At 66.0% G+C, this 15,700-nt stretch carries 9 protein-coding genes; all 9 read right to left on the reverse strand.

What is annotated here, in order from left to right; genetic code table 11:
- Positions 1–85: 85 nt before the first annotated feature.
- Entirely contained in the window at positions 86–1,609 is a 1,524-nt protein-coding gene (locus HWV67_RS07490; protein WP_175650614.1) for a class I adenylate-forming enzyme family protein, read from the reverse strand.
- 91 nt (positions 1,610–1,700) lie between these two features.
- A complete protein-coding gene (locus HWV67_RS07495; RefSeq protein WP_175650616.1) occupies positions 1,701–3,059 on the reverse strand; it encodes a DUF1329 domain-containing protein in 1,359 nt (452 codons plus the stop codon).
- Between the two features lie 63 nt (positions 3,060–3,122).
- Entirely contained in the window at positions 3,123–5,615 is a 2,493-nt protein-coding gene (locus HWV67_RS07500; protein WP_371929275.1) for an efflux RND transporter permease subunit, read from the reverse strand.
- On the reverse strand, positions 5,615–6,745 hold the full coding sequence (locus tag HWV67_RS07505) for a WD40/YVTN/BNR-like repeat-containing protein (RefSeq protein ID WP_175650618.1): 1,131 nt from the start codon (positions 6,743–6,745) through the stop codon (positions 5,615–5,617). The genes HWV67_RS07500 and HWV67_RS07505 overlap by 1 nt, the downstream gene beginning before the upstream one ends.
- Before the next feature lie 133 nt (positions 6,746–6,878).
- Positions 6,879–8,549: a DUF1302 domain-containing protein gene (locus tag HWV67_RS07510; protein ID WP_175650619.1), complete on the reverse strand. Its 1,671-nt coding sequence runs from the start codon at positions 8,547–8,549 to the stop codon at positions 6,879–6,881.
- A gap of 234 nt (positions 8,550–8,783) precedes the next feature.
- The gene (locus tag HWV67_RS07515) at positions 8,784–9,650 is read right to left on the reverse strand and encodes a crotonase/enoyl-CoA hydratase family protein (RefSeq protein ID WP_175650620.1); all 867 of its coding nucleotides are present in this window, start codon (positions 9,648–9,650) and stop codon (positions 8,784–8,786) included.
- Positions 9,647–12,094: a CaiB/BaiF CoA transferase family protein gene (locus tag HWV67_RS07520; protein WP_175650621.1), complete on the reverse strand. Its 2,448-nt coding sequence runs from the start codon at positions 12,092–12,094 to the stop codon at positions 9,647–9,649. The genes HWV67_RS07515 and HWV67_RS07520 overlap by 4 nt, the downstream gene beginning before the upstream one ends.
- 129 nt (positions 12,095–12,223) lie before the next feature.
- Positions 12,224–14,746 (reverse strand): LuxR C-terminal-related transcriptional regulator, encoded by a 2,523-nt coding sequence (locus HWV67_RS07525; protein ID WP_175650622.1) that lies wholly within the window; start codon positions 14,744–14,746, stop codon positions 12,224–12,226.
- A 142-nt stretch (positions 14,747–14,888) separates the two neighbouring features.
- On the reverse strand, positions 14,889–15,689 hold the full coding sequence (locus HWV67_RS07530) for an enoyl-CoA hydratase-related protein (protein ID WP_175650623.1): 801 nt from the start codon (positions 15,687–15,689) through the stop codon (positions 14,889–14,891).
- Positions 15,690–15,700 lie beyond the last annotated feature (11 nt).

The following is a 15,700-nucleotide window of genomic DNA, read 5'->3' on the forward strand; positions in this document are numbered from 1 at the left end:
AGCAAGCTCGCTCCCACAGTGTCTGCTGAGAACCGGTGGGAGCGAGCTTGCTCGCGAAGGGCCGCAAAGCGGCCCAAAAACAACCTCAGCGCACCCGACTCAACCTCAGGTGCGCCTCCGCATACTCTTCACGCAAGCTCGGCTTGGCGATCTTGCCCGAAGCCAGCCGCGGCAGCGGTTCGCTGGTGCAGACCATATAGCGCGGCACCTTGTAGCTGCTCAGGTGGGTGCTGCAATGCAGCAGCAGTTCAGGGATATCACCCGGCGCCGGGCCATGGATGATCGCCAGCGGAGTCTCGCCGAAGGTGTCGTCGCGGGCAGCGATTACCGCCACTTCGTGCACCCCCGGATACTCGGAGATGACCCGTTCCACTTCCGCCGCAGAAATATTCAGGCCACCGGAAATGATGATGTCCTTGATCCGGTCGAGCATGGTCAGCAGCCCGTCCTCGTCGAGCATGCCCAGGTCGCCGGTGCGCACCCAGCCATCCACCAGGGTGCTGGCAGTGGCTTCCGGGTCTTCCCAGTAGCGCACCATCACCCCCGGGCCCTTGACCACGATTTGCCCCGGCGTATTCGGCGGCACGAAGCTGCCTTGCAGGTCGATCACCGCGATACGCGTGTACATCGAGCCGCGCCCGCATTTCTCCGGGTGGCTGATGGAGGCCTGGTCGGTGTTGAAGGTAGCCTGCCCGCCCACTTCGGTCTGGCCGTAGAGCTGGCGCAGCAGGACGCCCTTGCCCAGCCAGGCATCGAGCAAGGCGCGGGATACCCGCGAACCACCCACCAGGCAGTAATAGAGGCTGCTCAGGTCGGCATCGCGGAAGCTGTCGCACGCCGCCATGCGTTCGAAGAAGATCGGCGTGCCCATCATGGTGGTGATGCGCTGGCTGACGATCTTGTCGATCGCCCGCTCGGCGTCGAACGCCTGCTCCAGATAGACCGTGCCGCCATAAGCCAGATACTGGGTCAGCACCACGTAGCCGGCGGAGGTGCACAGCGGCGCGAACAGCAACACCCGCGGCTCGCTGAAGGCGCCGGGCCGGGCCAGGCAGGAGTCGGCGATGTAGCCGGCCATGGAACGATGCGACAGCACCACGCCCTTGGGCCGCCCGGTGGAGCCGCTGGTGGGAATGATCACCAGATCAGCGTCCAGGGCTCCCTCTGGCAGAGCGATTTCAGGGTCGAACGGAACATCCCGCAGCCGGTCCATTTCCGCCAGGTCGAACACCCCGCAACCCGGCACCTGGTCGGCCATCTTGCGTGCCACGTCGGCGCGCTCGGCGTCATGGAAAATCGCCTTGACCCGGTAACGCTCCAGCAGCAGATAAGACGCCTCGCTGAAAGTGAAACGCGGGTTGACCGGCGCGAGAATCGCCCCGGCCAGCATCGCCGCCTGGCTGAGGATGATCCATTGCAGCGAGTTGGCCGCCATGATCCCGACCCGGTCACCGGGCTCCACACCCTGGGCCACCAGCCACTGCGCGGCCGAGCCGGCCCAGGCCTTGAGCTGGGCGTAACTGACGTGCTCGTCGCCAACCACCAGCGCAGGCACGTCGGCGCGCTCCACCGCCCACCAGTTGAACGTCTCGATAAGCGTCCCGGACATCTTTGTAATCCTCACGGTGCCTCATGAAATGCAGAGGCGGTCTTGTTCTTGTCAGTCCCGGCGGCCAGCGGCACGCCGGGTTTTGAAGCACTCAGCGGGTGGATGTACCGGCAATGCCGCGCGGGGTGAACATCTCCGGACGCTTGACCTCACTGAAGAACTTCACGTCGGCCGGCTTGCCGGAGGTCTTGCCCATCCAGATCACCGCGTAGCTGCCACGGTTGAAATCGTAGAAACCATGGCTGCCGTTGGACACGCCGCCCAACCCGGTGTACTCGAACACCGGATAGGTATAGCCGACGCGGTGAATCTGCCCGGCATGATCGTAGCCTTCGGTGGCCAGTACCACCCAGGAGTCTTCGTCGAGGAAGTAGCGGCGTTTCTGGTAAGCGTGACGGGCGCCGTCCTTGAGCTCGGCCTCGATCACCCAGACGCGGTGCTTCTCCCAGCGGATGGCATCGGGATTGAGGAATTTTGGTCCGAGCACATCCTTGTAGTTGGATTGCAGCAGCTTGTAGCTGTTGTACGGCAGGACCATTTCCTCGCGGCCCACCAGCTTGTAGTTGAAGCGGTCCATGCGCCCGGAGAAGAGGAACACTTCGTCATAGAACAGCACCCCGCCCTGGCTCGACGCCGGAATGTCGTAGGTGTAGTTCGGCGCCACACGCACGCGACGCTGGCCCGGATCGTAGAACCACGCCAGGGTGCCGCTGGAGCCGTAGTCCAGGCGTTCCTTGCGCAGTTGCGCGTAGCCGGCAACGTTGGCGGGCGCCGAGGAGACGATGTTGGCCATGTCGGTGATGCCGGTGTTGTCGCTGTTCTGCAGCTTCGGCTCGTAGATCACGTTGGCCTTGTGCATGGTGCCCTCAGGCAGCAGCGAAACATTGCCGCGGGAGTCGACCATGTACGAGGCGGCGGTCAGCTCCAGGTACGGGATGTAGGTAAAGTAGCGGTTCCACAGCGCCTCGGTGCCGGTCTTTGGCTGCGGGAACGGAATCCCGGCAAACGAGTTGTCGATGCGGTCGCCCTCGACCTCTCCCGCCAGCTTCGCCTGGCCGGCGTGCTCGACGGTGCTCTTCAGCACCGCATCCGGCCAGTGCATGCTGCGCCGGGTCGGGTAGACGTCGATGCGGTAATCCGGAAAACGCTCGAACAGAAAGCGCGTGCCCGGGGTCAGGCTGTCGGCGTACTGCGCCAGGTTCTGCTTGGTGATGCTGTACAGCGGCTTGTCGGCGGCATAGGGATCGATGTAATTGCCGTTGCCGGTGTAACCGGCTGGCGGCTGGGTCAGGCCGCCGGTGTAGGCCGGGATGCTGCCGTCGGCATTGGCGCCTTTGATGGCGCCAAACGGAGTCAGCTCCTCGGCCAGGGCCGGGGCCGCGGCGAACACCAGGGACACGGCCAGGCTGAGGGCAGCCAGGGTGTGTTTGCGGATATCGGGGGTCTTCATTGTTGTTCTCCTGTCTCGATTTTTATTATTCAAAACGCAGGCATCACTGAACGTGGGCGGGTACTAACGAACCTCGGGAAGCGGAGCAACCAGCGCCTGTGCCTTGTCGCGCACTGACGCCTGTTGTCGGGGGGCGTGGATGGCGTGCTCATCCACCGGTTCCTGCCCCGCCAGGCGGGACGCGGAATCCTGGAACTGCCGGTTCAGCAGGAAATACGAGAGCGCCGGAATCAGGGCCAGGGCGCCGACCATGTTCCAGACGAACATGAAGGTCAGCAGCCAGCCCATGTCGGCCTGGAATTTGATTGGCGACCACACCCAGGTCACCACCGACACCGCCAGGGTGATGCCGATCAGCGCCACCACCTTGCCGGTGAAATTCAGCGCATTGCGGTAGGCCTCGGCCAGCGGCAGGCCGCGGCGCATGTTGCCCAGTTGCACGCTCAGCAGGTACAGCGCGTAGTCCACGCCGATACCCACGCCCAGCGCCATCACCGGCAGCGTGGCGACCTTCAGGCCGATGCCCAGCCAGACCATCAATGCCTCGCAGAGGATGGTGGTGATAGCCAGCGGGATCACCGCCACCAGCACCGCCCGCCACGAGCGGAAGGTGATGAAGCAGAGCACGATCACCGCCAGGTAGACCCAGCCGATCAGCCGGTAGTGGGAATGGCGCACCATGTCATTGGTCGCCGCCTCGATCCCGGCGCTGCCGGCGGCCAGCAGGAACTGCCGGTCGGCGCTGTCGTGCTCGCGGGCGAAGTCCTGCACCAGGGCGACCACCGCCTCCAGGGTCTGCGCCTTGTGGTCGGCGAGGTAGACGATCACCGGGGCCACGGTGTAATCGCCGTTGACCAGGTCCGGGTAGGTCACGGCGATCTGCGACGTGGCGTTGGTGGTCATCAGCGCGTCCCGCGGGATGCTCAGCCATTTCGGGTTGTTCTCCGAGTTGCCGGCGGTGAACAGCCGGGTCAGGCTGCCCATGGACACCGTGGTCTGCACACCCGGCAGACGGCGCAGGCGCTCTTCGAGGCGGTCCATTTCCAGCAGGGTCTGGAAGCTGTTGATCTGCCCCGTAGGGGTCTTGACGATTACCGCGAACTGGTCGCTGGACAGGCCGAAATTGCCGGTAATGAAGGCGTTGTCCTGGTTGTAGCGCGAATCGGCGCGCAGCTCCGGGGCGCCCGGATCGAGGTCGCCGACCTGCATGTTCAAGCTCGCCAGGTAGCCCACCAACGCCAGCACCACGGAGGCGCCAACCATCAGCGCAGCCGGACGCGGCCGGGTCAGCGCGACCAGGAACTCCAGGCGGTTGCCGCCCTGCTCTTCCCGCAGGCTGCGCTGCGCCGCCCGAGGCGACACGCCGGTATAGGACAGCAACACCGGCAGCAGGATCAGGTTGGTGAAGATCAATACGCCAACGCCGATGCTGGCGGCAATGGCCAGGCCCTGGATCATCGGGATGTCGATCATCACCAGCACCGCGAAGCCCACCACGTCGGCCAGCAACGCGGTCAGCCCGGCGAGGAACAGGCGGCGGAAGGTATAGCGCGCGGCAACATAGCGATGGGTGCCGCGGCCAATGTCCTGCATCACCCCGTTCATCTTCTGCGCGCCGTGGGAAATGCCGATGGCGAAGACCAGGAACGGCACCAGGATCGAATACGGATCGATGACGTAGCCCATCAGGTGGAAGATGCCCAGTTGCCAGGACACCGCCATCACCGAGCACACCGTGACCAGCAAGGTACTGCGGGCGCAGCGGGTGTAGACGAAGATGATCGCCATGGCGATCAGCGCGGCGAAGACGAAGAACACCATGACCTTGCCGAGGCCCGCCACCAGGTCGCCGACCAGTTGCGGGAAGCCCACCACATGGATGCCGATCTTGTCGCTCTCGAACTGGCGAATGCTCTCCAGGCGCTTGGCGAAGCCGGCCGAATCCACCGGCTCGCCACTGTCGGCGAAACGCTCCAGCAGTGGCACGAAGAGCATGCTCGAACGGCCGTTGGTGGCCACCAGGCTGCCGCTCAAATTGCCACGAACGACATTGCGCTTGAGCAGGGCCAGGGACGCCGCAGAAGCACTGTAATCCTCGGGCATCACCGGGCCGCCGACGAAGCCTTGGTCGGTGACCTCGGTCCAGCGCACCGCCGGCATCCACAGCGACTTGACGAACGCGCGGTCAACCCCCGGCAGCAGGTACACCTGGTCATTGATGCGCTTGAGCACTTCGAGGTACTCGGCGTCGTAGATGTCGCCCTGCTTGTTCTCCACCACGATGCGCACGGCGTTGCCGAGGCCGCCGAGGGAGTCGGCGTTGGCAAAGTAGTTTTCGATGAAGGGGTGCGACTGCGGCACCATCTGGTTGAAGTTGGCGCCCACGGTCAGCTTGCTCGCCTGCCAGCCCAGCAGCACGGTCGCCAGCAGGGACAGCAGGATCACCACGATCCGCGAATTGAAGATGATGCGTTCGGCGAGGTCGCCGCTGCGGGCATCGAACTGCTCGATGCGCGCGACTACCGGCATGCTGGTGTGGCGTGACATATCCACCATTACTGCTCCCCTCGGGACGGTTGGACGGGCTCGGCGCTGTCCGGGCGCAGGCCCTGGATTCCGGCGTAGATCACCTGCCCCGGCAGGCTCAGCACGTCGGTGTAGAGCATCGGCGCGGCGCTCTGGCGCAGGCTGGAACGGCTAAAATCGGCGCTCAGTTCAAGCACTTCGCCGCCGGCGGTGATCGCGGTGAAGCGCTGCGCTCGCAGGTCGAACTCGATACGTGAAACCAGTTGGGTCAGCGGCGACTTCAGTGCGTGCCAGCTTTCGCCCTGGTCGTGGCTGGCGTAGAGCACGCCGCCCAGGCCGCCGGCCAGCAGCACATCGCCGTGGCCGGCAAGGCTGAAGAACGAGCCGACATGGCCGGTGCTCACCGGGCGAAAATGCGCGCCGCTGCGGTCGGCCTTGAACACGATGCCCTGCTCGGAAGTGATGAACAGGTGCTCGCCGACCTGGGCGATGGCGTTCAAGTGGAGGAAATCCGGGTTGTCGATCTGGTGCAGCGCCGGCCGCCAATGCTGGCCGCCGTCATCGCTGGCGACGAACATGCCGAACGGACCAACAGCGAAGCCATGACGGTCGTCGACGAAGCGCACGCTGAAGAACGGCAGCACCGGCCCGGCCTGCAGGTTGGTGCGCAACTGGTCCAGGTAAGCATCACGGGCCTGTGGTTCCAGCGCGGTGTCGTCCTGGTAATAGCGGCTCAACTGCTCCAGGGCCTGGCGCCCGTCGAACTGCCGGGTCCAGGTGCGCCCGCCATCCTCGCTGGCGAGAATCACCCCGTCCTGGCCGACGACCCAGCCGTGTTGCGGCGAGACGAACGACACATCCAGCAGGTCGGAACTCAGCGGCACCGGCATCTGTTGCCAGTGCCGGCCGGCATCCTCGCTACGCAGGATCACCCCGCGCAGTCCTACCGCCAGCAACGCCTCGCCGGTATTGGCCAGGGCCTGGATCGGCAGCCCGGCAAGCCCGTCGGCGTAGCGCGGGGCCGGCGTTTCCAGCGGATCGGCGAAGCCCTGGGCCGCGGCCTGGCCGGCCAGTGACAGCAGCAAGCCAAGCATCAGGACGGCGCTGCCGGGTCCGGCGAACCGCCGGCGGTGTTCTTGGGTGCAGGTCCAACGCCACATAATCGGGTCCTTCTTGTTATTGCTTTTGCGGACTTCGATCCCGACGACGCGGGACCGACGCTCCTCATCATTCATGCGGAAAAAAGGGCCCTCGGAGCCGGAGGGCCAAAAAACCACATGCGCGTTGCTGAAGTTAAAACACCGTCTGCGCGGTGATGGACACCCAGTCACGGTCGTTGAGCATGTACGCGCCGTTGCCGCCCTCGTAGATCGGCAGTCCCGATGGGGTGTAGGTCGTGCCGGTGGTGCGGGCGCGGCTGCCGATGTACTCGACTTTCAGGGTGTGCTTGGACAGGTAGGTCGCGGCTACGCCTACCGAGAACTTGTAGGAACCCTGAGCCGTACCGCCGAGAACGCCGGCGTTGCCCTTGAGGCCGACGGTGACGCTGCTCGGCATGCTCAGGTTCAGGCCGGGTGCTACCTGGATCCACTCGGGGGTGAAGGACAAGGCCAGCGCGGTGGCGTTGCGGGTCGAGCAGCCGTCCCACTTGCCGCCGCCGCAGCCGTCATAGCCCTCGCCGTTGTAGAGACCCTTATTGCGCGAATCCACCGACATCACCCGGGTGTGGGCCAGCTCGGCGATGAACGTTCCGGTCTCGTATAGCGGCGTGCTGCCCAGCGGCACCATGACGTTGGCGATCAGGTTGGCGACGTTGCCGGTGGCGCCACGGTCCGGGTCGTCGGAAACGAAGCCCGGCGCGCTGTTCAGCGCCGTGCCGTCGCGGTACGACAGTTCCATGCCCAGGCTGCTGTTGCCCAAGGGAGCATCGAGGCTGATGCCGTAGAGCTTCACGCCCGAGTTGTAGGAGAGGAAGTAGTTCGGGTCACCGTTGTCGTTGATCTTCAGCAGCGGCGCCCAGGGCTGTACCTCGTCGAGCCGGCGGAAGTAGAAGCCGAGGGTGGTTTCCGGGGTGACCTGCCAGGATGCGTTGATGCCGAAGTTATCGTTGATCTTGTCATTGCGCCGGCTGGAGCCGCGGGCGATGCCGAGCATGCTGTCCTGACCGGTGAACAGGAAATCGCTCGGCGCCAGGTAGGTGCCGCCCTGGGGCAGGATGTTCTCGGCGCGGTCAAGAAAGTACTGGAAGCCCAGGGAGAATTCGGAGGTCAGCTGGGTGCTGAGGTTGACCTGGTTACGCGGGATGAACAATGCCTTGGCCGGGGTGCCCGGCGAGGCGGCACCGGCGATGCCGTCCAGCGCGCCCTGGGAGTAGGAAATACTCTGGAACGGGAAAAACAGGCCGTTGCCCCAGTACTGGGTGTTGCGGCCCAAACGAGCGGTGGTGGAGTGTCCGGCAAAGGTGTCGGAGTACTGCACAAAGGCATCCAGCAGGCGACCGCCGGTGACATAGGCATGCTTGACGCCGCTGCGGTACTTGCCCGACGGATAGGCCGCCAACGCCGAGTACGGCATGCCCGGCGCATATTCGCCGGGGTTGCCCTCGACATCGTCGTCATAGGCGAAGTCGTGCCAGCCCTGGGCCGACACCCGCAGCGAAAGATGATCGCGGTAGGTGCCGCCCAGTTCGGTGAGCAGGTTGAAGCGGTTGGTCACCACATCGCCGCGGTCCTTGAACTTGTATTCCGATTCGTCGAAGGCCGGGTTGTTACCGATCTTGTTGTCGACGTCACGGGCACGAAAGCCCAGGTTGTAGGTCACCGTGTTATCCCAGTAGCCGTTCCAGTCTTCGGTGGTGAAGGTGAACGCCTGCACCGCCGTCGAGCAGCCCGCCGCCATCACCGCGAGGGGCAACAGGGCCAGGGTCATCGACTTGTTGCGAGACACTCTGCGACTGACATTCATCAGCGCTTCTCCTTTTGTAATTATTGTTGGAATCTGCGTCGGCACTCCCAACCCATGGGAGTGGTTGTCATTGCGGTGGGCCCCTGCGACGGGGCCCGTACCGCTTCATTCACACGGCCTGACAGCCACTTCCCACGCTACGGTATCCATGCTGGCGGCCCCATCGTCGGATGCGACGATTTTGCGCGGACGGCTCTGTTTCAAGCCCTGGCGACCGCACCCCCGGCCTTTCAATCAGTGAAACGGCGGCTCGCGGTGCCAGTCGAAACAGTCCGGCAGATCGGTCGAGACCCGCTCGCTGAACTGCGCCGGGCGCTTCTGCAGAAACGCCGCGACCCCCTCGCGCGCGTCCGCCGAACGACCGCGCTGTTGCACCACCCGACTGTCCAGGCAGTGGGCGTCCATCGGGTGCTCCACCGTGCTCATGCGCCAGATCATCTGGCGGGTCACGGCCAGCGACACCGGCGCACTATGGTCGATGAAACTGCGCGCCATCTCCTTGGCTGCCGCGAGCACCTGGTCCGGCTCATGAATGGACTGCAACAGACCGCGGGCCAGCGCCTCGTCGGCCTTGACCAGGCGCCCGGAGTAGCACCACTGCAGGGCCGTGGAAATGCCCACTGCCTTGCTCAAGAACCACGAGGACGCCGCCTCCGGGGCGATGCCGCGACGGGCGAAGACAAAACCGAAGCGGGCTTCGCAGGAAGCCACTCGCACATCCATCGCCAGCAACAGGGTGGCGCCGACGCCGACAGCGACCCCATTGACCGCACCGATGATCGGCTTGAGGCTGCGGAAAATGCGCAACGTCATCAGCCCGCCTTCATCGCGGAACACGCCCTCGGACCCTTCGCCCTCGCCTGCATAGTCAAAGGCGCCAGCCCCCGCCGAGAGATCGGCGCCGGCACAGAACGCCCGGCCACGACCGGTAACCACCACCGCCTTCACCTCATCGTCGGCGTCGGTGTAGTCCAGGGCCTGGAGAAACTCCCGGACCATCACGGGGGTGAAGGCGTTGAGCTGCTCCGGGCGGTTCAGGCAGATCAGCGCGATGCCGTCTTCCAGCAGCAGTTCCAGGGTCTCGAAGGTTGGGCGGTTCATGGACGGGGCTCCTCAGGGATCGGGGCTTCGCGCTCGGCGAGCCAGGCGGCGGTTTCGGCAGACAGGGGTTCGAGCACACTGGCGGCGACCAGCGCCTCGCGGGCGGCGCTATCCAGGCCCAGCAGGCGCTCGGCCAGGGCCAGGGTGTGTTCGCCATGGAAAGGTGCGGGGCGAATCTCCGGCTCGGGCAGCGGACCGAGGGCCGGGGTGTTTTCGGTCAGCAGCGGCGCGGACAGGCCGGGCTGGCGCAAGGTGCTGAAAAAGCCGCGGGCCAATAGCTGCGGGTCGCTGGCCATCTGGTCCAGGCGCAGCATATTGCCGGCAGGGATGCCCGCAGCCTGGAGTTGGTCGCGGACTTGCAGCGGCGTGTGCTGTGCGGTCCAGGTGGCAATCCCGGCCTCCAGTTCCTCGGCCCGGGCCAGGCGGCCGTCGACGCTGGCGAGGTGTGCAGCGTCGAGCCAGTCGGGCCGTTCCAGTACTTCGCAGAGGCGCCGCCACTGGGCGTCGGAGGTCACGCTGATGGCGCACCACTCGTCATCGCCCGCGCAGGGAAAGACGCCGCTCGGCGCCACGAAGCGGCTGCGATTGCCTTGGGGCACGAAGCTGCCCGGGCGCAGCGATTCTTCGAGGAACGCCGTGGACAGCGCACCGAGAATAGCCTCGGCCTGGCAGACGCTGACCCGCCCGCCGATACCCCGCTGCTGGCGACGCACCAGCAGCGCGGCAATGGCCGCCGCGGAAATCCGCGCGGCGAAGTGGTCGGGGAAGATGGTCGTGCTGTCGCTGAAACCGTCGTCGCTGCCGGGGTAGCGCCACAACCAGGTCAGCCCGGTGGCTGCGCGCACCAGCGGGCCGTAGCCCATGCTGCTGCTGGACGGGCCGTGGTTACCTAGGGCGCTGCTGTCGGCCATGATGATGTCCGGCTTGATCGCCGCCAGCACCTCGTAGCCAATGCCCAGCGACTCCAGGGTGCCGGGCTTGAAATTGGACAGCACCACGTCGGCGTCGGCCACCAGTTGCTTGAACAGCGCCACCCCGCGAGGATCGCGCAGGTTCAGGCCGAACGACTGCTTGCCCCGCGAGCCCTGGGCGAAGGAAATGCTCATGGGCGCATTGTCCAGCGACTGGCGCAGGCCGTCGGGGTAGTCGCGGCTCTCCACCTTGATCACCTCGGCGCCCTGGTCCGCCAGCAGACGGCCCAGTTCGGCGCCGGCGACGATGACCCCGAGGTCGAGCACGCGAATGCCGGCGAACGGACGTCGGGGATGCCGTTCAACAACCGGGGGCGCAGCGACGCTGTCGCTCGACAACCCATTGGCCTCGCCAAGCAGAGGCGCCGGCTGGCGGATACCGGCAGGCAAGGCGTCGATCTCGACATAGCCGCCGGGCACCCGGCCGCTGAGCCCTTCACCCAGCGGCAAATCGACGAAGCTGTTGCGGGCGAGAAAGTGCGGGTCTTCCAGCACCTGACCGGGCGTTGCCACCGCAGCGATCGGCACGCCGCGGCGCTGGCCTTCGCTGACCAGTTCGGCCGCCGGACGCTGGCGGAACAGCTCGGCGATCAGCGCATTGATTTCGCGGATCACCTTGAAGCGCTTGGCCAGGTTGGCAAAGGACGGATCGGTGAAGGGATGATCGTCCCCCAGCCAGGTCGACATGCCCTGCCACTGCCGTGGATTGAGCAGACAGATACGCACGGCGCCGTCCAGACACGGGAAGATCGGGTAGCCATTACCTCGCGGCGGCCTGCCACGCGGCGCCAGTTCCAGAGCGCTGCGACCACCGGCGGCACTGCCGGTCACGCCCATGCCCGGGTCGAGGACCTGCAGGGTCGAGGCATGGATGGAGAAATCCAGCACACCACCGAGACCGCCATTCAGGCAGTTCCAGTAAGCGCTGAGGACCACCCAGGCGGCCTGCAGCGCGGCGCTTTCCTCGGCCAGTTCGCCAGGCGGCAGCAACGGCGCTTCGCCCTTGATACCGGAGCGGGCCAGCACCGCGCCCATCGCCAGCAGCTCGGTGTTGCTGGCCTGGAAGTCGGCGTAAGGTCCGTTGCGGCCAAAGGCACTGATCGCCAGGGTGACCAGATCAGGGCGCAGGTGCGCAGCCAGACCGCTGCGTTCCAGCCAGCCACGAGGCGCGCCTTCGAGGAAGATCTGTGCGCTGTCCAGCAGCCGGCCCAGGGCCTCGCGCCCGGCGGCGTTGTCCAGGTCCAGCTCGACGCTGCGCTTGTTGGCGTTGTGGCTGGCGAACCGCAAGCTGCGGCCCGCGTACAACGGCGCCGCATGCCGCGATGGCACGCCGCCGAGGGGCTCCACCAGGATCACCTCGGCACCCAGGTCGGCGAGAAACCGACCGCACATTTCCAGTTGGCCGAAGGACAACTCCACCACCCGTACCCCCGACAGTGGCAGGTCCGCTTGCCGCGTCCGTGTCTGCATCATGTCGCCCCTTTCTCTGTGTTGTGATAACGAACGGCAGGCCCTGGGCCGCGGCCGTTCGCGAGGTTCGGGGTGAGTATCGAGTAGGGAGGCCGGCGCCTTCCTCATCGTTTCCGACGATTTTCCCGTGGTTCAGCCAGCGATCAGCCCTTCGCGCCGGGCGATCGCCAGGGCTTCCAGACGACTGCGGGCGTTGAGCTTGGCGTTGATACTGCGCAGGTGGGTGCGCACCGTGCTTTCCGAGACGAACAACAGCCGCGCCAGCGCATCGTTGCTCTGCCCGCTGGCCATCAGCGCCAGCACCTGGACTTCCTTGGCGGTGAGCAGGCTGGCGTTCACCGGCACGGTTGCCGGCTGGTGCTCGAGGCTCAGTCCGCTACCCAGCAGCAGACTGGCGGCGAAGGTCGCCAGCGACGACACGCCCTGCCCCACTCGCTGCACCAGCGCCAACACCGCCGGGCCTTCGTCAAGAAAGGCCTGCTTCAGGCCCCGTGGTGCGGCGAACGACAGCGCCGCTTCAATCATGCGCAAGGCGGCGTGCTCGTGGCCGCGGCGCTCCAGCGCCAATGCCAGCAGGATGCGAATGCTCAGCGCGCGGCGCAGGCGATCGCTGCCGAGCCCCCGCTCGAGCTCGGCGGCAAGGCCCTCCACCAGCCCGTCGTCACGGCCTTCGGCCAGCGCTAGGCGTGCGCCGAGCAGTTCGAAACTGTCGCTGTCGCTGGGCAGGAAGGCGTAGCGGCGAACCTGCTCGGTGCCGCGCTGTTCGGCGGCTTCGTCGAACAGCGCACGGGCCTGGGCCAGGTCGCCACGGCTGAGGGCGCAACGGGCCTGCTCCAGCCTCGCGCAAATGACCATGCGCGGCAGTTGCCCGTCACGGCCCAGGCACTCCAGCGCCGCCAACACCTCCAGCGCCGCGCTGCCCTGTTCGTGGTTCAGCAGGATCCGCGCATAGAGCTTGTGGGCAAGGATGATCTGGTCCAGCAAGCCGGTCTGGCGCAGCAGCGGCAGGTGCAGTTCAAGCAGTTGCCGAACCTCGTCGATGCGGCCGCTTTCGTACAGCGCCAGAGCTTGCAGCGTGGCAAGCAGGGAATTGCCGTGGGAAGGCGTCTGCTCGCCCGCCAATTGTTCGCGGGCCTGACGCAACCAGTTTCGGCTTTGGTCAGGCTCGCCACGCAGCAGCGCGCCCATGGCCAGAATCGCCCGGGCATAGGCACCGACGAAAGCGCCGGACTGGCTGTCGAGGGAGTCCAGGCGCCGGGTCAGCCAGTCCTCCACCGCTTGCAGCTCGCCATCCAGCAGGTGCAGCAGCGCCCGGGTGCACTGCTGCACGCCGCCGGCGAAACCACCTGCGTCTGCATTGGCGCGGCGCAGGTCGGCTTGGGCCAGGCCGAGTTGTACCTGGTCGCGCATGCTCAGTGAGGTCAGTTCCAGAGCGCAGAGGTCTGCGTCCAGCTCGCCATCCCGGGGCCCGGCGCGCAAGCGCGTAACCATCGCCAGGGCGCCGGCCTGGTCGTTGCTGAACAGCAAGGCCCAGGCCAGGGTCAGTTGCAGGCGGGGGATACTCTCCAGCAGGCCGGCGGCGTCCAGTTCGCCGAGCCAGCGACTTAACGAACGCATCCGCCCCTGACACAACAAGCTGTGCCCATGACGCTGGAGCAAACCCAGCAGCAACGGCCGATCACCCAGTTGATAGGCCTGTTCCAGCGCCGGCTCCAGGCGCTGCAGGTCGAGCAGGGTTTCCAGCGCGGCGCGGTGCAGTTCCCTGACCCGCAGCGGCGCGTCACGCCGGTGCTGGCGACGCAGGGTTGCCAGCAATGGACGCGGCAAGCGCGTGCCGCCGTCCAGCAACAGACCGTGCTCATGAGCAAGGCCGCGGATATGGCCCTGGCTGTCGCAGCGCCCGCGCACCCAGTCGAGCAATTGCGTCTGGATCTGACCTACGGCGCTAGCCTCGAAGGCGAAGCGCAACAACGCGGGGCCGAGGTCACTGAACAGTTCTTCCTCGAACCATGCCTGCAGCATGTGCTCGGCATCCAGCGAACCGTCCTCGACATCACTGGCGCAGAGCAACGCCAGCACCGCCGGCCAGCCTTCGCTGAAACGCCACGCTGCCATCAGCGCCGCCGCGTCCAGCGGCTGGCCGTGCCGGCTCAAGGCCTGACGCAGCTCTTGCGGGGTGAACAGCAGTTGCCCCAGTTGCAGCGGCTCACCGGGTTCGCTGGCCAGGCCGAAGTGATGCAGCGCCAGCTTGCGCCGGCTGGCGATCACCAGCTTGCCTTGGGCCGGCAGGCTGCTCAGGCACTGGCGCAGCACCGAAGGATCGGTGCGCCCGAGCAACTGGTCGGCATCGTCAATGAAGATCACGAACGGCGCCCGCCCACGGTCCTGCCCGCACAATCGGGAAAACAGCGATAACAGAGAGGCGCGCAGGGAGGTGTTGCTCAGGGGGCTGGACGCCAGCGACAGCCGGGCGGTCTGCAACTGCCCGGCCACGGCTTGGAACGCCTGGTCCAGCAGCACTGATTTGCCGCTGCCGGCGGGGCCCTGGATAAAGCTCACCCGCTGCCGGCGGATCTGCGCCAGCAAGGGTTCCAGCAGCCGCGGCCGCTCGATCAGGCGCAGGGTGAGAGGCTCAGCGAAAGACGATGAAGGCATTTGCACGGGCACTCAGTTAAGTGCACCGACCCCCGTGGTAGAGCGTCGATGCCTGGACTGTTCTTATTGTTTTGCAAACGGTGCCTAAGCTAAACCTAACGCATATAGATTGGCAACCCTGACGCTCTGCCAAGGTTGCAGATCAGGGAAATACCGGGGCGCGCTTGCCAAGAAACGCAGCCACACCTTCCTGGAAATCCGCGTGAGCGATCAGTTCGCGCTGGCGGTCGGCTTCGTACTGCAATTGCTCGGCCAGGGAATTGTGTTCGGCGCAGTCCAGCGCGCGTTTCAATTCCTCTGCCGAGTGACGAGGCGAAGCCGCCAGGCGCCCGGCCAGTTCCAGGGCGGTGTCGAGCAGTTCGGCGTCCTCGACGCAGGCCCAGATCCCACCCCATTGCTCCAGTTGCTCGGCGCTGATGCGCTCGCCCAGCAACAGCGCCGCCCGCGCCCGCGCCTCGCCCAGCAAGCGCGGCAACAGCCAGGTGGCGCCAAGATCGGGGACGATGCCCAGACGCGGCGCGAAAGGCATGAGAAAACTCGCCGAGCGCCCCGCCACCACCACATCGGCGGCCAGCGCCAGGCTCGCCCCGGCCCCGGCAGCAATGCCGTTGACCGCCGCCACCACCGGAATCCGCGACTGGCGGATATCAAGAATCATCGGGTTGGACTGCTCGACCATCGCCCGGTAGGTGCTCTCGGCCTGGGCGCGGCCATCGCCTTTCTGGCTGATATCGCCGAGATCGGCGCCGGAGCAGAAGGCCCGGCCGCTGCCGGTGATGACTAGCGCCCGCACGTCGCCTTGGGTCTGCAGGTGTTCCAGCACGGCACGGATCTCGGCCTGCATCGGCGCGCTCATGCCATTGAGTTTGTGCGGCAGATTGAGCGAGAGCAGCGCCACAGCGCCGCGGGTCTCGTAGGTGATGTAGCTGAAGGGTTGGTGCATGGTCAGAGGTC

This window comes from Pseudomonas sp. Marseille-P9899 (genome assembly GCF_903166565.1).
Taxonomy (GTDB): Bacteria; Pseudomonadota; Gammaproteobacteria; order Pseudomonadales; family Pseudomonadaceae; genus Aquipseudomonas; species Aquipseudomonas huaxiensis.